A 20,902-nucleotide genomic window follows, 5' to 3' on the forward strand; every position below is an offset into this window, starting at 1 on the left:
AGCCGCCGGCATTAAGCCTGTGGCAAATTAGGAAGAGTGCGACAGCCGGTCCCATGCGAGAATGCGCATCAGGCCGCCGCGGATGGACACCAGTGCCCGCAAAGACATTCGACTACGATCCCGACGATATGGTCCTCAACCTGTTCTACGAGGACAAGGACGATCGCTGGTTTCCCGGCGACCGGCATCTGCGGCGCATGGCGCGTCGCATGCTGCTTGGCGAGCCGCGCATGAGCGGGCAGCTGCGCGTGTTCCTCAATCTCTGTGCGGGGCTCGATCGGCTCGGTATCCGCTATCGCGTCAACGACTATGGCTACATCGCGCGACATCCGGGCGAACTCGCCTGCATCATCGGCCGCACCTTCTTGCTCGACAAGTTCGCCTGGAAAAATCCGATCCTGCTCGGCGTCGCCGCCCACAATCATCCGCTCGACGATCCCGACCTGTTCAAGCGCCTGCCGGTGAAGAAGGTCGTGGTGCCCGGCCCGTGGTACGCCGACATGTATCGGCCGCATTGGCCCGACACGGAGGCCTGGCCGATCGGCATCGACACGGATCTCTGGGCACCGCCGGCGACGTCGCAGAAGAGCGTCGACGTCCTGATCTACGACAAGGTGCACTGGGACCGCGATCGCTACGCGGCGGAGCTGATCGAACCCGTCCGCGCCCGGCTCACGAGGGAAGGCCGCTCGTTCGCCGAGCTGCGTTACGGCAGCTACAAGGAAGAAGACTATCGGGCCGCGCTCGCGCAATCGCGTGCGATGATCTTCCTCTGCCAGAACGAGAGCCAGGGCATCGCCTATCAGCAGGCATTGTCTTGCGGCGTGCCGGTGCTGGCCTGGGATCCAGGCGGGCCGTGGCGAGACCCCGACTACTATCCGCATCGGGTCCAATTCGCGCCGGTGTCGTCGGTGCCGTACTGGGACGATCGTTGCGGCGCCAAGTTCGTCGACATCGCCGGGTTTGAGGCGGGCTGGGATGATTTCTGGGCCGGGTGCGCCGCCGATACGTTCGATCCCCGCGGTTTCGTGCTGGACAACCTGACGCTGGAACAGCGCGCGCTTCAATATTACGAGATCGCGCGGAGCATCGTGCGGCAGCAGGCGGTGCCGCAGCGCCCCGCTGGACTGGTTGACGGATGCTTAACAGGGATCGGCTAAGACTTCGAGCTTCCCCCGGGCTTCACCACCAGCCTTGAGCCATGGATCGCAGCGCCACTGACATGACCGACGTCGAGGCCCGATCGTTCGGCGGCGTCCTGCGCGGTGGGCTTGCAGGGGTCGACGCCGTGCGGGCGGCGCGCTGCCTCGTCGCAGTCGCAGCGCTGCTCCTCGTGCTGGTGACGCTCGATCCGTTTCCCGACCTGCGCAGCGAGGATGTCACCACCGTCGTCGGCGGACGAATGGCGCTCACTTATGTCGCCTGGGGCCTGCTGGCCGCGCTCGCAGTCCTGTTGGTCGCCGCAACGGATGCGCCCGCGTTGAAGACGCTGGTGACGCCGCTGCATCTCTGCCTGGTCGGCTGGCTGTTGATCAGCATCGTCTTCTCCGAGAATCGCGGAGTCTCGATGCAGCGCTTCATGCTCGCAGCCAGCGTGATGTCGCTCGCGGTGCTGTTGCCGTTGCTGCCGCCGACGCAGCGCAGCTTCAACCTGTGCCTCGGCGGCGCCGCCCTCGTACTGCTTGCGCTCTGCTATCTCGGCGTCTTCGTGGCGCCGCAATACTCGATCCACACCGCACTCGACGTCACCGAGCCGCAGTTGGCCGGCGACTGGCGCGGCAGCTTTGGTCACAAGAACATCGCTTCGCCGGTGATGACCATCCTGATTTATGTCGGCATTTACCTGTCTGCCATTGGTTCGTTCTTGATGGGGCCGGCCATCGCCGCGCTGGCTGGAATCTTCCTGATCTTCACCGGCGGCAAGACGTCGTCGGTACTGTGCCTTGCGACTTATGCGCTCGCCTCGCTGGTCTGCGTGACGCCGGGCCTGTGGCTGAAGCGGATCATCTGCTTCGTGCCGCTGATCGTGATGAACCTGCTGACGGTCGGCAGCGTCATGAGCCCGGCGCTCGGAGCGATGACGCGGCTGCTTCCGCTCGATCCCACCTTCACCGGCCGTTCCGCCATCTGGGAGTTCGCGCTCGCAGCTGTCGCGGAGAAGCCGATCATCGGTCACGGCTACGCCGCGTTCTGGGACGACGTGGCCGCGCGGCAGACCGCCCAGGGCGCCGAATGGGCGACGAGCGCGGCGCACAGCCACAACAGCTATCTCGACCTCGCGGTCACCATCGGCCTGCCGGGGCTGTTGCTGGTGATCCTCGTCTTCGTGCTCGCGCCGCTCGGCAATTTCCAGACGGCCCGAACTCACAACCGCAGCGGTGCCTTGGCAAAGCTGTTCCTGACCGTATGGCTGTTCGGCCTGTACTACGGAGCCACCGAGACCTTCCTGCTCGAACGGCAAAATCCGATCTGGTTCATGTTCACTGTTGCCGTGGCCGGCCTGCACTTCCTGGCCAGGTTCCAATGCGTCGCGGAAATGGAACCGGACCCCGACGACTTGTCGCAGCCGATGCAGGTGCAGTGGCATCAGCTTAACGATAAGCCGTGAGCTCACTTGTGGCGGCGACAAAACATAATCTATCTCGAAACACCAGTAATCGTATGTCCCGCGGATGACGATCCTCAGCGTCGAGCAACCAGATGGTCTTGTGTCCAGCACGTCGGGAATCGCGGTCGATTTCGTGCGTGAGTGGCCGCTGGCCGCATCGCGCCTGAACGCAGGCCATCGCACTGCATTCCAGCATGGCTACTGGCTCGGCGCCTGGTACGAGGCGTTCCACGATCTCTCGCCGCTGATTGCATTGATCTCCGATGCCACGACCGGCAGGGACATCGCAATGGTGCCGATGATCAGCCACCTCAGGCGCGGCATCCGCATCGTCGAATTCGCCGATTTCGGCGTCTGCGACAACAACGCGCCGATCCTTGCGCTTGATGCCGCATTGGACGCGGCGGCGATGGATGCGATCGGCAAGGCGCTGATCGGCGCATTGCGCGCATTGCCGGACCGCTTCGATCTGCTGCGCCTGAAGAAGATGCCAGCCCAGATCGGCGGAAGCCCGAACCCGCTGGTGTCGCTCGGCCGGATCGGATCCTGCTCGCTCAACGGCAACCTCGTGCTGACCGGCGACGACTATGAAGATTACCAGGCCTCGATCAAGCGCATGCAGATGCCACGCTGCTGGCGCGTCTTCAACCGTCACGCCGGCGCGCGATTCGAGATCGCCACCGATGTCGCGCGTGCGCGCGAGCTGCTGGACGTGATGGATGCCCAGCAGCAGGCGCGCATGCGAAAGCTCGGCTCGCGCTTCGTCCTCAACGACGAAACCCATGCGCAGTTTTATCGCGAGGTCGCGCGTCGGGGCGTCGCGAACGGTTATGCCGTCATCTCGGCGCTGGTTTGCGACGAGGCCATTGTCGCCACCGCGCTCGGCGTCAGGTTCGGTGAGACCTATTTCCTGCTGCGCATCAGCCACACCGGCGATTCCTGGTCGAACTGCTCGCCGGGGCTGCTCGTGACCGAGCGCACTATGGCGGCGCTGCATGCGGAAGGCGTGCGCCGTTTCGACCTCAGCATCGGCAACCAGGACTACAAGCGCCGCTTCGGCGCCGAGCCGGTGCCGCTGACGGATGTCAGCGTCGCGCTGTCCTGGCGCGGCATGCCCTTCGCGTGGCGCGACCACGCCGCGCAGGGCCTGCGTCGTCACCCCAGGCTTGCCGCCTTTGCGGCGCAGGCGATGGGCAAGAGGACGCGCTGACGCGCCGCCCTGGATTGTAGGGTCACTCGATTATCGCAATCGTTGTGTTATCGTCGCCTGTTTCCCGGAGGCGACATGGAAGATAGTTCGGCAAAATATCGCGCATTCTATGCACAGTTGATCAGCGCCGCGGCGAGGGCCGCGGACCCCCGTATCGAAGAAGCGTTTCGCACCGTCAGGCGCGAGACGTTCGCCGGACCCGGGCCGTGGTCGATCTCGGTTGGCGGCCACCCCTATGTTGTCACACCCGATGATGATCCCGCTTTCCTCTATCAGAACACGCTGCTCGCGCTCGACAGCGCGCGGGTCTCAATATCGGGATGCCCGGCGCGCACGCCTATTGGCTCAGCGGTTGCGCGGTGAAGGAAGGCGAGACTGTGATCCAGATCGGCGCGGGGAGCGGCTATTACACCGCAATCCTCGCGCATCTCGTCGGCCCCGGCGGCCGCGTCCATGCCTACGAGATCGACGAACGTCTGGCAGGCCTCGCGCGCGAGAATCTGAAGGACATCGCCCATACGGACGTGCGGGATCGATCGGGCATCGCGTCCGATCTTCCCAAAGCCGACGTGATCTATGTCTGCGCGGGTGCGGCGCAGCCGGCCACCGAATGGCTCGATGCCTTGCTGCCCGGTGGGCGGCTGGTGTTTCCACTCGCGCCCGAAGGCATGATCGGCGGCATGTTGATGATCACGCGCCCCGACGAGGGGGCGGTCTGGCCCGCCAAATTCCTCGGGCGTGCCCAATTCATCGGCTGCGCGGGATTGCAGAACGCGGATGCCGCCCGGCGACTGGCCGAGGCGTTCGCAAGGGGGTGGGAGGGCGTGCAGTCGTTGCGGAGAGAGGGCGCTCCCGACGAGACCTGCTGGTTCGCCGGTGAGGGCTGGTGGCTGTCGACAGCGCCGGCGCCTGTCGCGACTGCGCCCATTAAGCCCAACGCGGACATCACGCAGGCCTAGTGGCTAGAGCATCATGACTTCGCGCAGCCGGCACAGTGAAAGCGGCCGCGTGAGGCCTTGAACAGGCTCCGGCAATACCAGCGCCGCGCCAGCGCCTGAGCGGGCCTGCGGATCATCTGCGCGATCAACAAGAGTTCGAAAGCCATTCGTATCGCTTTTGGTGAAATATCCTGGCCACAGAGATGGGGCGGCATCTCCAGAAGAGAATGCCGCCCAGATCGCACCTGCCATGCAGTGGTTCGGACGTAAAGCTTAACCGCGCTCAGCCGTGCAGCTTCCGGGCTGTCTCCGCGATCTGGCGGCCCTGATAGCGTGCGCCGGCGAGCTCGTTGGCGCTGGGCTGCCGGCTGCCGTCGCCTCCGGTGATCGTGGTGGCGCCGTAAGGCGCGCCGCCGGTGACCTCGTCGAGCTTCATCTGGCCGGCAAAGCCGTAATTCAGGCCGACCACGACCATGCCGAAATGCAACAGGTTGGTGATGATCGAGAACAGCGTCGTCTCCTGACCACCATGCTGGGTCGCGGTCGCCGTGAAGGCGCCGCCGACTTTGCCGTGCAGCGCGCCCTTGGCCCAGAGACCGCCGGCCTGGTCGAGGAAGTTCGCCATCTGCGAGGCCATGCGGCCGAAGCGGGTGCCGGTGCCGACAATGATCGCGTCGTAATTGGCGAGGTCGTCGATCGTGGCGACGGGGGCGGCCTGGTCGAGCTTGTAATAGGACGCCTTGGCGACCTCGGCCGGCACCAGCTCGGGTACGCGCTTGATGTCGACGGTGGCACCGGCTTCGCGCGCGCCTTCGGCAACGGCATTGGCAATCGTTTCGATGTGGCCATAGGCGGAATAATACAGGACGAGAACTTTGGTCATGATGTCTCCGATGGGATTGAGTGAGTGCTTTTTTTGGGTCGTCATGCCCGGGCTCGTCCCGGGCATCCACGTTCTTGTTCGCTCGTCGCGGGGCGTGGATGGCCGGGACAAGCCCGGCCATGACAGAGAGAGCCGTTACGCCGCGTCGACGAGCACGATCTCGGAATCTTCGAGTGCCGTGATTTTCAGCCTGTCCTCGTCGCGGATCGCGGCGCCGTCGCGGGCGTTGACGCGCACGCCGTTAATTTGGACTGACCCCGCCGCGGGCACCAGATAAAGGTGCCGCGACTTGTGCGGCACGTACTCGGCGCTCTCACCGGCCTTCAGCGTGGTGGCGAGCACCCGCGCATCGGCGCGGATCGGCAGCGCGTCCGTGTCATGCTCGAAGCCGCTCGCGATGGTGACGAGCTTGCCCGAGCGGTCTCCTTTCGGAAACGGCTTCGAGCCCCAGGTCGGCTGCCCGCCGCGCGCGGTCGGCTCGATCCAGATCTGGAAGATGCGTGTCTTGGTCGACTCGAGATTGTACTCGGAGTGGCGGATGCCGCTGCCGGCGCTCATCACCTGCACGTCGCCCGCTTCGGTGCGGCCTTCGTTGCCGAGGCTGTCCTGATGGGTGATCGCGCCCTCGCGCACATAGGTGATGATTTCCATGTTGGCGTGGGGATGGGCGGGAAAGCCGGTGTTCGGCGCGATCTCGTCGTCGTTCCAGACCCGCAAGGCGCCGTGACCCATGTTGTCGGGGTCGTAGTGGCTTGCGAAGGAGAAATGATGCTTGGCGTTGAGCCAACCGTGATCGGCGCCGCCGAGCTTTGCGAAGGGTCTGAGTTCGATCATCTGCGTAATTCCTTGTTTTGGCGGATGGCGCCTTGATCAGGCGCCAAAACCGCCGTCGACGTTGAGCACCGTGCCGGTGACGAAGGAGGCTTCCGGACTTGCGAGGAACACGACGCCAGCCGCGACTTCCTCGGGGCGGCCGAAGCGCTGCAACGCGTGCTGCTTGCGCTGGGTCTCGGCGAACTCGCCGCCGTCCTTCGGGTTCATGTCAGTGTCGATCGAGCCGGGCTGCACCACATTCACGGTGATGCCGCGTGGGCCGAGGTCGCGCGCTGCGCCCTTGGTGTAGCCGACCACGGCGGCCTTGGTGGCGACGTAGTCCGCAAGCCCCGGGAACGAGGCACGATCGGCGAGCATCGAGCCGACGGTGACGATGCGGCCGCCTTCGCCCATCAATTGCGAAGCGGCGCGGATCGCAGCGATCACGCCATGCACGTTGATGGCATCCTGGCGGGCGAGCGCTTCGGTGTCGGCATTGGCGTCATCGATCGCACCGCCCGCGGCGACGCCGGCATTGTTGACGAGGATATCGAGATGGCCGAACTCCTTCGCGACGTCGTTGACGAGCTGCGTCACGTCATTGGCCGAGGCCTGGTCCGCCTTGAAGGCGCGGGCATTGACGCCTCGGGCCTTCAACTCGGTGACGACCGCTTCCGCCTTTTCGGGAGAGGCAACGTAGCTGATCGCGACATCCGCGCCTTCATCGGCGAGGGCGCGGGCAGAGGCCGCGCCGATACCGCGCGAGCCACCAGTGACGAGGGCAACCTTGCCCGAGAGCTTCTTGGTCATTGGATTTCTCCATTCCTGAATTTCTGATGACCCTTGGATAAGCCTCTGTTTGTGGTGTAGAAATAGAAACTGTCGAAACACATTGTTTCCTTAAACATCCCAATTGGATCCGCTTTCATGGCCAAACTCCCCGATTTCGAGGCGCTCGCGATTTTCGCAAAAGTCGTGGAATTACGGTCGTTTGCGGGGGCCGCTGGTGAGCTCGCGATGTCCAAGGCGACGGTGTCCAAGGCGGTCACGCGCCTCGAAGAGCGGCTCGGCGCCCGGCTGTTCAACCGCACCTCACGCCGGCTCGCGCTGACCGATGCCGGGCATAAGCTCGCCGAGCGTGCGACGCGCCTGCTGTCCGACGGCGAGGCGGCGGAGAACGAGGCGCTGGCGCAATCGGTCGCACCGCGCGGCCTCGTGCGGCTCGCCGTGCCCATGACATTCGGGATCAAGGCGGTGGCGCCGCTGCTGCCGGAGTTCTTCGAGGCGTATCCGGAGGTCTCGGTCGATCTGCACTTGAGCGATGCGACCATCGATTTGATTGGCGAGGGCTTTGACATGGCGGTGCGGATCGCGCGGCTGCCGGATTCCTCGCTGATCGCCCGCCGGCTCTTCACCATGCCGCGTTTCACGGTGGCCGCGCCGTCATATCTCGAGCAACACGGGCGGCCAACGCATCCGATGCATCTGGCCGAGCACAAATGCTTCAGCTACGCCTATCTCTCCACGCCCAACGTCTGGCACTACACCAACTCGGCCGGCGAGCAGGCCAGCGTACGTCCGGGCGGACAGCTCCGCGTCAACAACGGCGAAGCGGTGATGCCGGCGCTGATCGCCGGCCTCGGCATCGCCGACCTTCCGGAATTCATCGTCGGTGACGCCATCTCCTCCGGCGAGGTCGAAGTGATCCTGAAGGACTGGAAGCAGGTCGAAGGCGCCGTGCATCTGGTGACGCCACCTGGCGGCCCGCGCCCCGCGCGCGTCGAGGCGCTCGGTGATTTTCTCGCGGCGAAGCTGCCGGGGACGTGCAAGCGGCGAGTGCGCGGAAAGGCAAAGCCGTCTTAGAAAAGCCGTCGTAGAGCGAGCGGCTTCATCGACCTCCGTCATTGCGAGGAGTGAAGCGACGAAGCAATCCAGAATGTCTCCGCGGAGGTATTCTGGATTGTTTCGCTGCGCTCGCAATGACGGGTTGGACTAAGACACCTTCTCACCATTACGCACCACAATTCGCAAGCTCGGCTTCAACGTCTCCTCCAGTTGCGACTTCAAATCATGAACACGCGGATCGCGCGAACGCTTCGCGCAGACCGCGTATTGGTGCACGGATTGCGCCAAGGCGCGTCGCGCTTCCGGCGTTCGCGTCACGTCCGGCTTTGAAAGCCGCAAGACGATGGCGGCGAGATTCACCAGCATCTCGTCCAGCGCCACGTCAATGGTCTGAAGTCTATTCATCGCTCCACTCCCTGGGAGGCAACGGTGAGCCCAGGGGGCGTTCCTGACCGGGCGGAACATGGATAATGCTTCGTTAATCCCGCCGCGCGGCTTGTTCTTGCGGACGGTCACGCTAGGCTGGCAGCGAAATAAGAAAACAGGGGGAAATCTGCCATGGATCGACGCGATGTCCTGCGCGCGGCTGCCGCATTGCCGTTGTTGCCTGTGTTGTCGAGCGCGGCTTTCGCGCAAGCCTATCCCTCTCGCAACGTCACCATGATCGTGCCGTTTCCGGCCGGCGGCCAGGCGGATCTTGCGGCGCGCCCCGTCGCACAGGCGCTGGAGCGAATCCTCGGCAAGGCGGTCATCGTCGACAACCGCGCCGGCGGTGGCGGTGGATCCGTCGGCAATGCCGCGGCGGCGCGCGCCGAGCCCGACGGCTACACGCTGCTGATGACGCTGTCCTCGCTCGCGGTGCTGCCCGAGGCCGACCGGCTGTTCGACCGTCCGGTCGCCTACGAGCTCTCGCAGTTCATGCCGATCGCGCGGGTGCTGGCCGATCCCACGCTGCTCGCGGTGCCCGCCTCGGCGCCATGGAAGACCGCGCAGGATTTCGTCGAGGATGCCAGGAAGCGTCCCGGCCAGATCACCTACGGCTCATCGGGGCCTTACGGCACGCTGCACGTGGCGATGGAGATGTTTGCGAGCAGCGCCGACATCAAGCTGCTGCATGTGCCGTTTCGCGGCGCCGGACCGGCGATCACCGCGCTGCTCAGCGGCACCGTGCAGGCGATCGCCGCCGCACCGGGAACGCTGAAGCCGCAAGTGGAGGACGGCAAGCTGCGCGTGCTCGGCAATTGCGGCGCCAAGCGCGTCGCAAGCTTCCCCGATGTGCCGACCTTCCAGGAGCTCGGTTACAAGGACGTCGAGATGTACATCTGGGCCGGACTCTTTTGCACAGAGTGCTCTTCCCGCGCCGATCGCGACTCGCCTGCGCGAGGCGATGGCGCAGGTGATGACGAGCCCCGACGTGCTCAAGGCCTTCGAAACGTCGGGCAGTCTCGTTGCCTATCAGGACGCGCCGGCGTTTGCCGAGTTCGTGGCGGTCGACAGCGCGCGGCTGATTGCTGCGGTGAAGAAGATCGGCAAGGTCGAATAGGTTCCTGGCCCATTTTCACAATTTTTTGTTGGTCCAGAACCTCTCCGCGTCTCATTGATTGAACAGAATTCGAGAGACTCGCGAAGGAATCGGACATGCGAACAGAGCGGATCGCGCTGGGTGTGGCGCTTGCAATCGGCGGCATCGTCGCGCAAGGCGCTGCATCCGCTGAAGAGTATCGCGGAACCATGGAGCAGCAGATGGCCTGCACGCCGGATGTGTGGCGGCTGTGCAGCGATCAGATCCCTGATGTGAGCCGCATTACGGCCTGCTTGCGGCAGAATACGCCCCAGCTCTCCAGCGGCTGTCGCGCGGTGTTCCAGTCCAACAACCAGATGCTGCCGCAGCAGCAGGTTCCGGCAATCGCGCCGCGCCGGCGCCGCGATACAACAATGTGCCGCCACCACCTCCGCAGGCGCAGCCGCGGCCTTATGACGATAGCGACGATTAGTGCTGCCCAAGCATGATCGGGGCGCGCGCGCGCAGCAGTGGGCGCGAAGCGCGGTTGTGCCGCCTCGTTCAGCGCTCGCCCTTGCCGTCCGACTCAGGTCGATCCCGGAGCGCCGTCCGCATGATGGCGCCGAAGAGCAAAGCTGCCACCGGCCAATGGAACCAGATCTTGTGCATGCCGGTGAAAATATTGATCAGAATCAGAAAGGCCGACACCGTGAGGGCCGCCGCAACCGGGCGGGGCAGCTTCGCCAGTCCGTCTGAAACGAAGCCCATCCAATTGGATGACTCGGATCTGTCGCGGTGCGCGGCGTCAGTTTGCGAGCCCGCACTTGCGGTCTGAGATGTCAGGCGTTCGCCAGGCGGAAAGCTCCGTGCTTGAGCGGTTTGGCCGCTCATGGTCACACGATAGCTGGTCACGGGAGCAATGTTTTTCATTGGACGCTGGCCGAGGCAGTCGAAGCCAACAGATAATTTGTTGTGCACCTGATCATAGGCGGAGCTGGAGATCACGATACCACCGGGTTCGGCAAGTTCTTGCAGACGCGCCGCGATATTCACCCCGTCTCCATAGAGGTCGGAACCATCCACCATCACATCGCCGAGATTGATGCCGATGCGAAACCGCATCGGGGGAGGTGGGCCCGAATCCTGGTTGGAAATTTCCTGCTGAATCTCGACCGCACACTGCACGGCTTCCACGACGCTGGCGAATTCGGCGATGACGGCATCGCCCCAGGTATTCACGATCCGGCCGTCATGGCGCTCCACCAATCGCGCGATGGCCGTGCGATAGCGGCGGAGTGTCTCCAGCGTTCCCGCCTCGTCTGCTTCCATGAGACGAGAATAGCCGTGCACATCAGCGCATAGCACGGTGGTCAGCCGCCGTTTGACCTTATCATCGGGCATGGTCCGTACATTAGCCTCCCTGACCGGCAAATGCATCAGGCATCCCCCAGCTGCCTTACGGCCTGACTTCGCAGACATCGACCCATTCAGCCCGGGTCAGCTCCGCCATCCGCTCCGGCGTGATGCGCACGGCGCTGTGGGTCGAGCCGGCGGCCGGCACCACCACGTCGAACGCTTTCAGCGAGACGTCGCAATAGACCGGCAGCGGCGCCTTTAATCCGAACGGGCAGACGCCGCCGACCTCGTGGCCGGTGATCTCGGCGACCTCTTCCAGTCCCAGCATTTTCGGCTTGCCGCCGAACGCCGCCTTCACCTTCTTGTTGTCCATGCGCGAAGTGCCGGCCGCGACGATCAGGATCACGCGCTCGCCGATCCGCAACGACAGCGTCTTGGCAATCCGTCCGGGCTCGACGCCATAAGCCTCGGCGGCCAGCGGCACTGTCGCGGAGCTGATCGGGGATTCTGATAACTGATATGTCGGGGGCTTTCTCGGCGAAGAAGGCGCGAACGGATTCCAGGGTCATTCAGGTCGGCTCATTCCAGACTTACGGTTGGGCGGCGATGCCTAAGCAACTTGGCAGCTCCGAGAGCGCCCGGATGCGATGATCCGGCGCAAAGCCGAGCTCGTCCATCTGGGTGCGGATCGCCTTGAACATCGTCAGCGGTGCCACGAGTTCGTTCTCGACGCAAGCCAGCGCCATCGCTTCCGGCGTCACCCGTTCGATCCAGGCAACGTTCAGTCCGAATGCTTTCGCGCCCGCGACATCCCAGGGATTGGAGGAGACGAACAGCACCTCGTCAGGCGCGGTGCCGAGCACTTCGCCGATCAGCTCATAGGCCTCCGGGCTCGGCTTGAAGATCTTCTTCGCGTCGGCGCTGATCGTGGCGTCGAGCAGGGCGTCGAGGCCGGAGTTGCGCACGAGCGCATTCAGCATGTCCGGACTGCCGTTGGAGAGGATGGCGAGCTTTCGCGGTTTCAGAGCCGTGAGCGCCGCCGTCGCATCCGGATAGAGATCGAGATGAAGGTACTTCTCGACGACGCGCTCGAATGCCTCATTCTCGTAAGCGAGCCCGAGCACGCGCAGCGTATAGGCAAGCGAGTCGCGCGTGATGGCTGCAAAGTCCTCGTAGCGCCGCATCAGCGAGCGCAACCAGGTGTATTCGAGCTGCTTGATTCGCCAGATCTGCGTGATGATCTCACCGTAGCCCGGAAACGCATCCTCGGTGGTCTCGGCGACCGACTGGATATCGTAAAGCGTTCCGTAGGCATCGAAGACAACGGCTTTGAGACTCAATTGACCTGTCCTCCGGGATCGTTGCGGTCCCACGGACTATACAAGGCGCCGCGGTATCGATCCAACACGGAAACGCGAACTGAGCCCCTCGCTTCTAAAGCCTGATCACGATCTTGCCGAAGTGTGAGCCGGTCCGCAGGTGCGCATACGCTTCGGGAACGTCGTCGAAGTCGTAGACCCGATCCACGATCGGGTGGATCGCGTGTTCGGTCAGGAAGCGATTCATCGCGGCAAAGTGTTCGACCGATCCGACGGTGACACCGATGATGTCGGCATTCTCCCACTGAAGGCGCGCGAGGTCCGGCTTGGGACCGAACCCCGTCAAGACACCGATCTGGACGATCTTGCCACCCGAAGCGACCGATCGCAGCGATCGGTCGTAGGTGCCGGGACCGCCGAGTTCGAGGATGTGACTGGCACCTCTGCCATCCGTTGCGTTCATCAGCGCGACATCCCAGTCGGGCGTGTCGCGGTAGTTGATAGAATCGAGCCGCCCAGCGCCTTGGCGCGGGCGAGTTTTTCGTCGGAGGAGGATATCACGATCGCACGCGCCCCCAGCGCCACTGCGAATTGAAGCCCGAACAGCGCGACGCCGCCTGTTCCCTGGACCAGCAGCGTGTCGCCTTTGCGCATCCCGCCGCGTGCGATGAGGCCATGGAAAGCCGTGACGCCGGCACAGGGCAGGGTCGCTGCCTCCACCGCGGACAGATGGGCCGGCACTGAGACCAGCGCGGTCGCCGGCAGCACGACATACTCAGCCAGCATTCCATCCATCGTGTTGCCACCGAGGGATGACGGAATATAGCTGGACTTGAACGGCCCCGAGATCCAATCGCGGAAGAACGACGCAGCGACGCGGTCTCCGAGTCGCCATTGCGCGACGCCGGCGCCGATGGCGTCAACGACACCCGCACCGTCGGAGAGTGGCACGCGGCCGTTGATCTCGCCTTGGCCTGCACGGTCGAGGATCAGGAGGTCGCGGTAATTCAGACTTGCCGCTTCGACCCGAATGCGGACCTCGCCATCGGAGGGTTCGGGTTTGCCGACGTCGACGCACGCAAGGCGGCCAGCACCAGCATGGCCATTCAAATGGTAGGCTTTCATCGTTGCTCCCTTCACAAGTGGCATTCACTTGGACGAGCAAAGTCTTTAGGGTCTGACAGTGCTGTCAGGGTCAAGAGGCTTCAGATGAAGATCGGCGAACTCTCCCGGCGGACGGGGGTCAGCGTCCGAATGCTGCGCTACTACGAAGGCGAAGGACTGCTCGCGCCGCTGCGGACGAACTCCGGCTATCGCGACTACGGCCAGGCCGAAGAGGAAACCGTACGGCGCATCAAGATGCTCGGCGGCGCCGGGATGACGCTCGAAACCATCAAGCGGTTGCTCCCTTGCGTGCGGAACAACGATCCGGCTTTCACGCCGTGCAACGAGTTGCGAAAAATACTCACGCAGCAGGTCGGTCTGATCGACGAACGTATCGAGACGCTCAGCCAGAGCCGGACAATCCTGGCCGGCTTCCTCGCAAGCGTGAACTGATCGCATAACATAGCCATCAGATTCACCGCGCCAAAGTCTTCGGCCCTCAGGGCCGGAGCGTGAGGGCTTCGATAGCAGCGTCGAAACCCTCGATGCGCTGATGAGTATGCGCCTAGATCCCCAGCAGCTTTCGCGCGTTGGCCTTGAGCACCTTCGGCCGGACCTCGTCGCGGATCTCGATCTTGGCGAAGTCCGACAGCCAGCGGTCGGGCGTGATCACCGGCCAGTCCGAACCGAACAGCATCTTGTCCTGCAGGATCGAGTTGATGTAGCGCACCAGGATCGGCGGGAAATATTTCGGCGACCAGCCCGAGAGGTCGATGTAGACGTTGGGCTTGTGGGTCGCGACCGACAGCGCCTCTTCCTGCCAGGGGAAGGAGGGATGGGCGAGAATGATCTTGAGGTCGGGGAAATCGGCCGCGACGTCGTCCATGTACATCGGGTTGGAATATTTCAGCCGCATGCCCATGCCACCGGGCATGCCCGAGCCGACGCCGGTCTGGCCGGTGTGGAACAGCGCGATCGCGCCGCCATTGTTGATCTCTTCATAGAGCGGATAGGCCATGCGGTCGTTGGCGTAGAAGCCCTGCATGGTTGGGTGGAATTTGAAGCCGCGCACCCCGTATTCCTCGATCAGCTTGCGCGCCTCGCGCACACCGAGCTTGCCCTTGTGCGGGTCGATCGAGACGAAGGGGATGAGAACGTCGAGATGGTCGGAGGCGATCTCCAGCATCTCCTCATTCTTGTAGCGGCGGAAGCCGGTCTCGCGCTCGGCGTCGACGGGGAAGATCACCGCGGCGATGTTCTTGGACCGATAGTAGGCGGCGGTCTCCGGCACGGTCGGCGGATGCTTGTGCGGCGACTTGAAATAGTCCGCCATCTGCGCCTGGAAGTCGTCATAGCCGTCGTCGGGATGGGTGCCGCAGGGCTCCTCGGCGTGGGTGTGGATGTCGATGGCAACGACGTCGTCGATGTTCGGCAGCTTCAGCTTCGGCATGGGTTTCCTCCCGACGGGTTGCCGAATTGATTATATGATATAACGAACTTGGCAAGGCATTGTGGGACAAGGCGTTGTGGGGCGGGCTTCGTCCGAGATGCTGATTGGGCCGATCCGGCCGCTTCTACTTTGCATGGGGTTGTTTTCCTGAATTTGCTGGGTGGGATCGGGCCAGTTAACATTGACATCCGGTCCTCCCATGCCTTAAGAACCGCCCCGTCCCGGGCGGTCGGTCCGCCAGCGGGAAAATCTCATTTTGCCTCATTCGCGCGTGCCGAAACGGTAGTGCCGAACACGGCCTTTCGAACGTTCAGGATTCTGCCATGAAGGTCCGTAACTCGCTGAAATCGCTGCGCGGTCGCCATCGCGCCAACCGCCTGGTCCGCCGCAAGGGCCGGGTCTATGTGATCAACAAGGTGCAGCGCCGCTTCAAGGCTCGCCAGGGCTGATTTGGGCGGCTGATTTCGCCCTGTCTGACGCTCGCGCGCCCGCAAGACCACGGTCTCACACGAGTTTGACGCCGCCCCTGCTTTGCAAGGGCGGCTTTGCGCGTTTAGACTTCGACCATGGCAGTGAGATTCCTCTTCGCGCGCACCCTGTGTCTGGCTCTTGTGCTGGGAGCCGCCGGCCTCGCTCCGGCGCTGGCGCAGGCTGATCCGCCGGCTCCGCCCGGCAAGCAGAAGAAACTTCCGGAAGCGCCGGCCAAGCTGCCCAAGGTCGACCGCACCAAGAATCTCGATTTCCTGTTCGGCGCGCTGAAAGCTGCGCCCGACGAAGCCAGCGCCAAGCATGTCGAGGCGCGGATCTGGGCGATCTGGATCCAGACCCCGAGCGACACCGCGGCGCTTTTGATGGCGCGGGCCAAGACCGCCGTCGACGCAAAGAAGATCGAGGTTGCGATCAAGCTGCTGGATTCGGTCGTCAAGCTCAGGCCCGACTACATCGAGGCCTGGAATCGTCGCGCGACGCTCTACTACATGCAGAACGATTATGGCCGTTCGCTCGCCGACATTCGCGAGGTGTTGATCCGCGAGCCTCGTCATTTCGGCGCGCTCGCAGGCCTCGGCATGATCATGCAGGAGGTCGGCGACGAAAAGCGCGCGCTCGAAGCCTACCGCAAGGCGCTCGCCGTCAATCCGCACCTCGAGAAGATCCCCGACCAGGTCAAGGCGCTGACCGAGAAGGTCGAAGGCCGCGATATTTAGCGGACAAGTCGATCATTGCTCGAGCGAATGCGGCGCAGGGGGATTAACCACGATGACACGCGCCGCGTTACAAGGGGTGTGGCTGGCACCGCCGCAGACCTACCTTCATGGCGGGAGCACAGCCATGAAGCGTTTGATCTTTGCAGGTACGTTGCTGTTGGCGTCGGGCACGGCGAGCCTCGCCGACGGACTGTTCTGGGTGGTCGGCAATCGCGCCACCGGAAAATGCAACATCGTGACCAGCAATCCCGTGATCATCGGCGACGTCTGGTTCGGTGACGGTCCTTACAAATCGAAGGCCGACGCCAAGCTTGCCCGCTCGACCATCCGCGCCTGTCCCGCACCCACGCCTGACGAGGAAAAGGACGAGGACAGCACGAACTAGGTCGACAGCAATCTAGTGCAAAACGCTGCCCTCGCGCTCGGCGAGTCCGCGATCGACCGCTGCGGCGTAGGCCTTTGCAAGCTCCGTCTCGAGGTGCTCGTTGATCAGCAGCAGCGCGCGCACGGCACCGCGCAGGTCACCGTGGCAGCTTGCCACGATCTCGTCGATCGCAGTATCTTTGGATCTCAGGCTCATCGAAATTCTCCGGTTCAAATCAGGATAAATCCTGCCGGTCTTCCCGCATCCCTGAGGGTTGCGAGCACGATCGGCGCCCACCTGCGTCTAAATGGCGGAACCGACCATGGCGATTATAAGGAAGCCGCGATGACGAGTGCATGAAGCTGTTTCGAAGCCTGCGTGCTCCGGGGAGCGGTATTGATTTCATTGCGTTTTTCTCGCTTGAATTATGCACATATCCACAGCCCCGGCATTTCAAGTGGAGCGCGGGGGCTCCCCGGGCGAAACTGCCGGCCGCAAGCCACGTAACTGCCCTGTGCCTTGGGTCGCCCGGATTCCGTCCATGATCGTGATGTCAGTCGTGACCGCGCTGGTTGTGCTGGCGCTGGTCACGCAGGCCGGCGTCCTCGCCGTGCAACGCGCCTTTCCACCGCAGGGCCGGATGATCGAGGTCGAGGGTGCCGTGCTTCACCTCGTCGATATCGGCCCGCGCGATTCGGGCCTGCCGATCGTGATGCTGCACGGCGCGAGCTCCAACCTCGAGGCAATGCGGCGGCCGCTCGGCGATCTCCTCGCCAGGAACCATCGCGTCATCCTGATCGACCGTCCCGGCCACGGCTGGAGCACGCGGGCGCGGCGGCAGGATTCGACGCCGGAGGTCCAGGCGCGAATGATCGATGAGGCGCTAGGCAAGCTCGGGATCGATCGCGCGGTGTTCGTGGTGCATTCCTGGAGCGGCGCGCTCGGCGCGCGGCTGGCGCTCGATCATCCCGGCCGCGTCGCGGGCCTTGTGATGCTCGCGCCCGTCACCCATCCTTGGCGCGGCGGCGTCGGCCGCTACAACGAGATCATCGCAACGCCCGTAATCGGCCCGCTGCTCGCCTACACCATAACCCTCCCGCTGGGCTATTTCCTGAGCGAGTCCGGCGCGCGCAACGTCTTCCTGCCGCAAACGATGCCGGACGGTTTCGTGCAGGACTCCGCGACGCCGTTGCTGCTGCGCCCGCGCGAGTTCATCGCCAATGCCTATGATCTGGTGTCGCTGAAGCAGGCGGTGGCTGCGCAAGCTCCGCGCTACGGCGAGATAACGGCGCCGGTCACGATCATCGCCGGCGAACCCGACAAGACGGTAAAGACCGCCATTCACGCCCGCCCGTTCGCCGCCACCGTGCAGAATGCCAAGCTGATCGTGCTGCCTGATCTCGGCCACATGGTGCAGAACGCGGTGCCCGATCTCGTGAAGACAGAGATCGAGACGATGATCGGGAAAATCGTCCCGGCGCAGGCGACCGCCGATTAGAGCGTTTTCGAGCGAAGTGGATGCCGGTTCGCGTGAAGAAAACGCGTCAAAACGAGAAGCTGGAGCTTCGGTTCAGAACCGAAGCTCCAGCGGCCGCCGTTCGCGCGCTTACTGCTTGATCTTTCCGTCTTTGTCGAACTGCGACACGTAGGCCCAGAGATTGTTGATCTCGGTCTCGTTCTTGATGCCGGCGAACGCCATCTTGGTGCCGGGGATCTTGGCCTTGGGGTCCTTGATGTATTCCTTGAACACGGCCTCGTTCCAGGTGATGCCGGAATTCTTGTTGGCGTCGGAGTAATTGTAGTCCGGCGCGGTGCCGGACTTGCGGCCGTCGAGGCCGTTGAGCTCGGGGCCGACCTTGTTCTTGGCGCCTTCGCCGATCGCGTGACAGGCCAGGCATTTGTTGAACGACGACTTGCCGGCCGCGACGTCCTGCGCCATCGCGGCGGGTGCGGTGGCAATCGCGGTGAGGATGGTCAATGCGCCAAAAATCAGTTTTGTCATCGGGTGCTCTTCGTCTCTTCCCTGGGGGCTGGTCAGTTGCATGCCTGATCGGCAACGGTCGGACCTGCCGGTTTTGGCAGGCCTGCTCGGATTGGACAAGCCGCCAAACCATGGCAGGTTTCACGATTTCCTACTTGTCCCAGAGCGAACTCGCGCAGGATCGTCGATCCGACTTTCGGACGGCCTACCCAAACCACCGCGGACGTGGTTGATTTACCGCGACAAATCGATCATGCGGCCTTGGCCGGAAGGATATGCCATGAAGGAAATGTTATGGCCATCATGATGCCCGCGAGCGACCAGGCCGTGCTCGCGCGCCGCGCCGAGATCGTGGCTGCATTGCGCGCAATCGTGCCGGGCGAAGGCGTGATCGACAGCGCCGCCGAGATGCGGGCCTATGAATCCGATGGGTTGACGGCCTATCGGCAGCCGCCGATGGTCGTTGTGCTGCCCGACACGACCGAGCAGGTTTCGCTGGTCCTGAAATATTGTGCAGGGCAGGGCATCAAGGTGGTGCCCCGCGGCTCCGGCACCTCGCTGTCCGGCGGCGCGCTGCCGCTGGAAGACGGCGTGCTTCTGGGCCTCGGCAAGTTCAAGCGCATCCGCGAGATCGATTTCGACAACCGCGCCGTCGTCACCGAACCCGGCGTCACCAACCTCGCGATCAGCCAGGCCGTCGCCCATGCTGGGTTCTACTACGCGCCGGATCCGTCCTCGCAGATCGCCTGCTCGATCGGCGGCAATGTCGCGGAGAATTCGGGCGGCGTGCACTGCCTGAAATACGGCATGACCACCAACAACGTGCTCGGCTGCGAGATCGTGCTGATGAGCGGCGAGATCCTGCGCATCGGCGGTAAATCGGCGGAGAACTCCGGCTACGATTTGATGGGCGTCATCACCGGCTCGGAAGGCCTGCTCGGCGTCATCACCGAGATCACGGTGCGCATCCTGCAAAAGCCGGAGACGGCGCGCGCGCTGATGGTCGGCTTCGCGCAAGTCGAGGCGGCCGGCGAATGCGTGGCGCGCATCATCGGCGCCGGCATCATTCCCGGCGGCATGGAGATGATGGACAAGCCCGCGATCCACGCCGCGGAGGCCTTCGTCCATGCCGGCTATCCGCTCAATGTCGAGGCCCTCCTTATTATCGAGCTCGACGGTCCCAAGATCGAGGTCGACGAGCTGATCACGCGGGTCGAGACGATTGCGAACGCTTGCGGCTCGACCACCTGCCAGATCTCGACCTCGGAAGCCGAGCGCAATCTGTTCTGGGCCGGCCGGAAAGCCGCCTTCCCCGCCGTCGGCCGCATCTCCCCGGACTATCTCTGCATGGACGGCACCATCCCGCGCGGTGCGCTGCCGAAGGCGCTGGCGCGCATCCGCGAGCTCTCGGAAAAGTACCAGCTCGGTTGCGCCAACGTGTTCCATGCCGGCGACGGCAATCTGCATCCGCTGATCCTCTATGACGCCAACAAGCCCGGCGAGATCGAGCGCGCCGAAGCCTTCGGCGCCGACATCCTGCGCGCCTGCGTCGAGTTCGGCGGCGTGCTCACCGGCGAGCACGGCGTCGGCATCGAGAAGCGCGATCTGATGCCGGAAATGTTCAGCGAGATCGACCTCAACCAGCAGCAGCGTCTGAAATGCGCCTTCGACGCGCAGGGCCTGCTCAATCCCGGAAAGGTGTTTCCGACCCTGCACCGCTGCGCTGAGCTCGGCCGCATGCACGTCCATGCCGGGAAGCTGGCATTCCCGGACATCCCCCGGTTCTAGGCGCTTGCGCCGATGGAAGGGCTTGCGATGCACGCCTCTTTCCTCGGCAATGCCTACAGCAGTCCGTATTGCGCCCGCTCGCGCTTCGCCAGCAGCGGTAGGGCTTCGCCAGCGATCCAGGTCTTGAAATGCGCGCTCTCCTGGTGCGCCTTGAATGCCGCCTCGTCGCGGAACAGTTCGTAGAACAGGAACTGGGCCGGATTGTCCTTTGCGCGCGAGATCAAGAACAGCTTGACGCCGTCCTCGCGCTGGGCCTCCGGCAGGAAGCGGTCGAGGATCGCGGCGATCTTGTCGGCCTCGCCCGGCTTCGCTTCCCATTGCGCGACGACGAGCAGGCCGCCGCCGTCGACGGCGTCGCTGAGCGATTTCTGCGTGGCATAGTGGTTCATGATGTCGTCTCCATCGGTTGGTCTCTCGGTGCAGATTTGTAGCGATCGGCTGTCGGCTTTGGTTCGCCGGTGATCGAAGTGTCGATGTCGTGAATGCTTCGATGAGGATCGAATGTTGGCCGTGGCTCCGAGGTCGAGCCGGATCGCG

21 protein-coding genes and 5 pseudogenes are annotated in these 20,902 nt (G+C 63.7%); 13 read left to right on the forward strand and 13 right to left on the reverse strand.

What is annotated here, in order from left to right; genetic code table 11:
• Positions 1-92: 92 nt before the first annotated feature.
• The 4 genes and pseudogenes from AB3L03_RS22190 to AB3L03_RS22205 all read left to right on the forward strand — a co-directional run bounded on the left by AB3L03_RS22190 (position 93) and on the right by AB3L03_RS22205 (position 4,777).
• Complete coding sequence (locus AB3L03_RS22190; protein WP_018453402.1) at positions 93-1,160, forward strand: glycosyltransferase; 1,068 nt, start codon at positions 93-95, stop codon at positions 1,158-1,160.
• A 41-nt stretch (positions 1,161-1,201) separates the two neighbouring features.
• The gene (locus AB3L03_RS22195; protein ID WP_204512416.1) at positions 1,202-2,608 is read left to right on the forward strand and encodes an O-antigen ligase; all 1,407 of its coding nucleotides are present in this window, start codon (positions 1,202-1,204) and stop codon (positions 2,606-2,608) included.
• A gap of 64 nt (positions 2,609-2,672) precedes the next feature.
• Positions 2,673-3,818, forward strand: a complete 1,146-nt coding sequence (locus tag AB3L03_RS22200; protein ID WP_204512415.1) for a GNAT family N-acetyltransferase — start codon at positions 2,673-2,675, stop codon at positions 3,816-3,818.
• A 75-nt stretch (positions 3,819-3,893) separates the two neighbouring features.
• Positions 3,894-4,777, forward strand: a pseudogene (locus tag AB3L03_RS22205) (protein-L-isoaspartate O-methyltransferase).
• A gap of 3 nt (positions 4,778-4,780) precedes the next feature.
• Here the strand turns inward: AB3L03_RS22205 and AB3L03_RS22210 are convergent.
• The 4 genes from AB3L03_RS22210 to AB3L03_RS22225 all read right to left on the reverse strand — a co-directional run bounded on the left by AB3L03_RS22210 (position 4,781) and on the right by AB3L03_RS22225 (position 7,262).
• The gene (locus AB3L03_RS22210) at positions 4,781-5,008 is read right to left on the reverse strand and encodes a hypothetical protein (RefSeq protein ID WP_157642889.1); all 228 of its coding nucleotides are present in this window, start codon (positions 5,006-5,008) and stop codon (positions 4,781-4,783) included.
• Between the two features lie 31 nt (positions 5,009-5,039).
• Positions 5,040-5,639 carry an NAD(P)H:quinone oxidoreductase gene (gene wrbA / locus AB3L03_RS22215; protein WP_204512414.1) on the reverse strand — a complete coding sequence of 200 codons (600 nt, stop codon included), beginning with the start codon at positions 5,637-5,639 and terminating at the stop codon, positions 5,040-5,042.
• A 135-nt stretch (positions 5,640-5,774) separates the two neighbouring features.
• A complete protein-coding gene (locus AB3L03_RS22220) occupies positions 5,775-6,473 on the reverse strand; it encodes a pirin family protein (protein WP_018453407.1) in 699 nt (232 codons plus the stop codon).
• A 36-nt stretch (positions 6,474-6,509) separates the two neighbouring features.
• On the reverse strand, positions 6,510-7,262 hold the full coding sequence (locus tag AB3L03_RS22225) for an SDR family NAD(P)-dependent oxidoreductase (protein WP_368507043.1): 753 nt from the start codon (positions 7,260-7,262) through the stop codon (positions 6,510-6,512).
• A gap of 117 nt (positions 7,263-7,379) precedes the next feature.
• On the opposite strand from AB3L03_RS22225, the gene AB3L03_RS22230 reads away from it, so the two are divergent.
• The gene (locus AB3L03_RS22230) at positions 7,380-8,315 is read left to right on the forward strand and encodes a LysR family transcriptional regulator (RefSeq protein ID WP_085350126.1); all 936 of its coding nucleotides are present in this window, start codon (positions 7,380-7,382) and stop codon (positions 8,313-8,315) included.
• Between the two features lie 129 nt (positions 8,316-8,444).
• Here the strand turns inward: AB3L03_RS22230 and AB3L03_RS22235 are convergent, their stop codons facing one another.
• Entirely contained in the window at positions 8,445-8,702 is a 258-nt protein-coding gene (locus AB3L03_RS22235) for a hypothetical protein (protein ID WP_026232525.1), read from the reverse strand.
• A 153-nt stretch (positions 8,703-8,855) separates the two neighbouring features.
• On the opposite strand from AB3L03_RS22235, the pseudogene AB3L03_RS22240 reads away from it, so the two are divergent.
• Positions 8,856-9,840 (forward strand): annotated as a pseudogene (locus tag AB3L03_RS22240) (tripartite tricarboxylate transporter substrate binding protein).
• A 95-nt stretch (positions 9,841-9,935) separates the two neighbouring features.
• Positions 9,936-10,291: pseudogene (locus AB3L03_RS22245) on the forward strand (hypothetical protein).
• A gap of 68 nt (positions 10,292-10,359) precedes the next feature.
• Here AB3L03_RS22245 and AB3L03_RS22250 read toward each other — a convergent pair.
• From AB3L03_RS22250 to AB3L03_RS22265, 4 genes and pseudogenes are all read right to left on the reverse strand, one after another.
• Positions 10,360-11,199 (reverse strand): adenylate/guanylate cyclase domain-containing protein, encoded by an 840-nt coding sequence (locus AB3L03_RS22250; protein WP_204512412.1) that lies wholly within the window; start codon positions 11,197-11,199, stop codon positions 10,360-10,362.
• Positions 11,200-11,254: 55 nt separating this feature from the next.
• Positions 11,255-11,723, reverse strand: a pseudogene (locus AB3L03_RS22255) (YbaK/EbsC family protein).
• Positions 11,724-11,744: 21 nt separating this feature from the next.
• The gene (locus AB3L03_RS22260) at positions 11,745-12,494 is read right to left on the reverse strand and encodes a haloacid dehalogenase type II (protein WP_368507044.1); all 750 of its coding nucleotides are present in this window, start codon (positions 12,492-12,494) and stop codon (positions 11,745-11,747) included.
• A 94-nt stretch (positions 12,495-12,588) separates the two neighbouring features.
• Positions 12,589-13,598 (reverse strand): annotated as a pseudogene (locus tag AB3L03_RS22265) (NAD(P)-dependent alcohol dehydrogenase).
• A gap of 84 nt (positions 13,599-13,682) precedes the next feature.
• Between AB3L03_RS22265 and AB3L03_RS22270 the strand changes: the two are divergent.
• The gene (locus AB3L03_RS22270) at positions 13,683-14,030 is read left to right on the forward strand and encodes a MerR family transcriptional regulator (protein ID WP_204512408.1); all 348 of its coding nucleotides are present in this window, start codon (positions 13,683-13,685) and stop codon (positions 14,028-14,030) included.
• Positions 14,031-14,142: 112 nt separating this feature from the next.
• Here AB3L03_RS22270 and AB3L03_RS22275 read toward each other — a convergent pair whose 3' ends face one another.
• Positions 14,143-15,027, reverse strand: a complete 885-nt coding sequence (locus tag AB3L03_RS22275; protein WP_204512407.1) for an amidohydrolase family protein — start codon at positions 15,025-15,027, stop codon at positions 14,143-14,145.
• Between the two features lie 323 nt (positions 15,028-15,350).
• Between AB3L03_RS22275 and ykgO the strand changes: the two genes are divergently transcribed.
• The 3 genes from ykgO to AB3L03_RS22290 all read left to right on the forward strand — a co-directional run bounded on the left by ykgO (position 15,351) and on the right by AB3L03_RS22290 (position 16,617).
• Entirely contained in the window at positions 15,351-15,476 is a 126-nt protein-coding gene (gene ykgO, locus AB3L03_RS22280) for a type B 50S ribosomal protein L36 (protein ID WP_006611362.1), read from the forward strand.
• Between the two features lie 117 nt (positions 15,477-15,593).
• Positions 15,594-16,232, forward strand: a complete 639-nt coding sequence (locus AB3L03_RS22285) for a tetratricopeptide repeat protein (RefSeq protein ID WP_026232527.1) — start codon at positions 15,594-15,596, stop codon at positions 16,230-16,232.
• 124 nt (positions 16,233-16,356) lie between these two features.
• Positions 16,357-16,617 (forward strand): hypothetical protein, encoded by a 261-nt coding sequence (locus AB3L03_RS22290; protein WP_007596971.1) that lies wholly within the window; start codon positions 16,357-16,359, stop codon positions 16,615-16,617.
• Positions 16,618-16,629: 12 nt separating this feature from the next.
• Here the strand turns inward: AB3L03_RS22290 and AB3L03_RS22295 are convergent, their stop codons facing one another.
• Complete coding sequence (locus tag AB3L03_RS22295) at positions 16,630-16,812, reverse strand: hypothetical protein (RefSeq protein ID WP_007596968.1); 183 nt, start codon at positions 16,810-16,812, stop codon at positions 16,630-16,632.
• 325 nt (positions 16,813-17,137) lie between these two features.
• Here AB3L03_RS22295 and AB3L03_RS22300 point away from each other — a divergent pair, with 325 nt between their 5' ends.
• Positions 17,138-18,094, forward strand: coding sequence for an alpha/beta fold hydrolase (locus AB3L03_RS22300; RefSeq protein ID WP_018453421.1), 957 nt, complete (start codon positions 17,138-17,140; stop codon positions 18,092-18,094).
• A gap of 108 nt (positions 18,095-18,202) precedes the next feature.
• Here the strand turns inward: AB3L03_RS22300 and cycA are convergent, their stop codons facing one another.
• The gene (gene cycA, locus AB3L03_RS22305) at positions 18,203-18,598 is read right to left on the reverse strand and encodes a cytochrome c-550 CycA (RefSeq protein WP_018453422.1); all 396 of its coding nucleotides are present in this window, start codon (positions 18,596-18,598) and stop codon (positions 18,203-18,205) included.
• Positions 18,599-18,871: 273 nt separating this feature from the next.
• On the opposite strand from cycA, the gene AB3L03_RS22310 reads away from it, so the two are divergent.
• The gene (locus AB3L03_RS22310; RefSeq protein ID WP_204512406.1) at positions 18,872-20,365 is read left to right on the forward strand and encodes an FAD-linked oxidase C-terminal domain-containing protein; all 1,494 of its coding nucleotides are present in this window, start codon (positions 18,872-18,874) and stop codon (positions 20,363-20,365) included.
• A 53-nt stretch (positions 20,366-20,418) separates the two neighbouring features.
• Here the strand turns inward: AB3L03_RS22310 and AB3L03_RS22315 are convergent, their stop codons facing one another.
• Positions 20,419-20,754 (reverse strand): putative quinol monooxygenase, encoded by a 336-nt coding sequence (locus tag AB3L03_RS22315; RefSeq protein ID WP_026232528.1) that lies wholly within the window; start codon positions 20,752-20,754, stop codon positions 20,419-20,421.
• Positions 20,755-20,902 lie beyond the last annotated feature (148 nt).

The organism is Bradyrhizobium lupini (genome assembly GCF_040939785.1).
GTDB lineage: Bacteria > Pseudomonadota > Alphaproteobacteria > Rhizobiales > Xanthobacteraceae > Bradyrhizobium > Bradyrhizobium canariense_D.

Excerpts from the sequence above, each read along its gene's own strand:
- AB3L03_RS22195 (WP_204512416.1), top strand. The coding sequence starts at position 1,202 with ATGGATCGCAGCGCCACTGACATGACCGACGTCGAGGCCCGATCGTTC.
- AB3L03_RS22200 (WP_204512415.1), top strand. The coding sequence starts at position 2,673 with ATGACGATCCTCAGCGTCGAGCAACCAGATGGTCTTGTGTCCAGCACG.
- AB3L03_RS22210 (WP_157642889.1), bottom strand. The coding sequence starts at position 5,008 with ATGGCAGGTGCGATCTGGGCGGCATTCTCTTCTGGAGATGCCGCCCCA.
- wrbA (WP_204512414.1), bottom strand. The coding sequence starts at position 5,639 with ATGACCAAAGTTCTCGTCCTGTATTATTCCGCCTATGGCCACATCGAA.
- AB3L03_RS22220 (WP_018453407.1), bottom strand. The coding sequence starts at position 6,473 with ATGATCGAACTCAGACCCTTCGCAAAGCTCGGCGGCGCCGATCACGGT.
- AB3L03_RS22225 (WP_368507043.1), bottom strand. The coding sequence starts at position 7,262 with ATGACCAAGAAGCTCTCGGGCAAGGTTGCCCTCGTCACTGGTGGCTCG.
- AB3L03_RS22230 (WP_085350126.1), top strand. The coding sequence starts at position 7,380 with ATGGCCAAACTCCCCGATTTCGAGGCGCTCGCGATTTTCGCAAAAGTC.
- AB3L03_RS22235 (WP_026232525.1), bottom strand. The coding sequence starts at position 8,702 with ATGAATAGACTTCAGACCATTGACGTGGCGCTGGACGAGATGCTGGTG.
- AB3L03_RS22250 (WP_204512412.1), bottom strand. The coding sequence starts at position 11,199 with ATGCCCGATGATAAGGTCAAACGGCGGCTGACCACCGTGCTATGCGCT.
- AB3L03_RS22270 (WP_204512408.1), top strand. The coding sequence starts at position 13,683 with ATGAAGATCGGCGAACTCTCCCGGCGGACGGGGGTCAGCGTCCGAATG.
- AB3L03_RS22275 (WP_204512407.1), bottom strand. The coding sequence starts at position 15,027 with ATGCCGAAGCTGAAGCTGCCGAACATCGACGACGTCGTTGCCATCGAC.
- ykgO (WP_006611362.1), top strand. The coding sequence starts at position 15,351 with ATGAAGGTCCGTAACTCGCTGAAATCGCTGCGCGGTCGCCATCGCGCC.
- AB3L03_RS22285 (WP_026232527.1), top strand. The coding sequence starts at position 15,594 with ATGGCAGTGAGATTCCTCTTCGCGCGCACCCTGTGTCTGGCTCTTGTG.
- AB3L03_RS22290 (WP_007596971.1), top strand. The coding sequence starts at position 16,357 with ATGAAGCGTTTGATCTTTGCAGGTACGTTGCTGTTGGCGTCGGGCACG.
- AB3L03_RS22295 (WP_007596968.1), bottom strand. The coding sequence starts at position 16,812 with ATGAGCCTGAGATCCAAAGATACTGCGATCGACGAGATCGTGGCAAGC.
- AB3L03_RS22300 (WP_018453421.1), top strand. The coding sequence starts at position 17,138 with ATGATCGTGATGTCAGTCGTGACCGCGCTGGTTGTGCTGGCGCTGGTC.
- cycA (WP_018453422.1), bottom strand. The coding sequence starts at position 18,598 with ATGACAAAACTGATTTTTGGCGCATTGACCATCCTCACCGCGATTGCC.
- AB3L03_RS22310 (WP_204512406.1), top strand. The coding sequence starts at position 18,872 with ATGGCCATCATGATGCCCGCGAGCGACCAGGCCGTGCTCGCGCGCCGC.
- AB3L03_RS22315 (WP_026232528.1), bottom strand. The coding sequence starts at position 20,754 with ATGAACCACTATGCCACGCAGAAATCGCTCAGCGACGCCGTCGACGGC.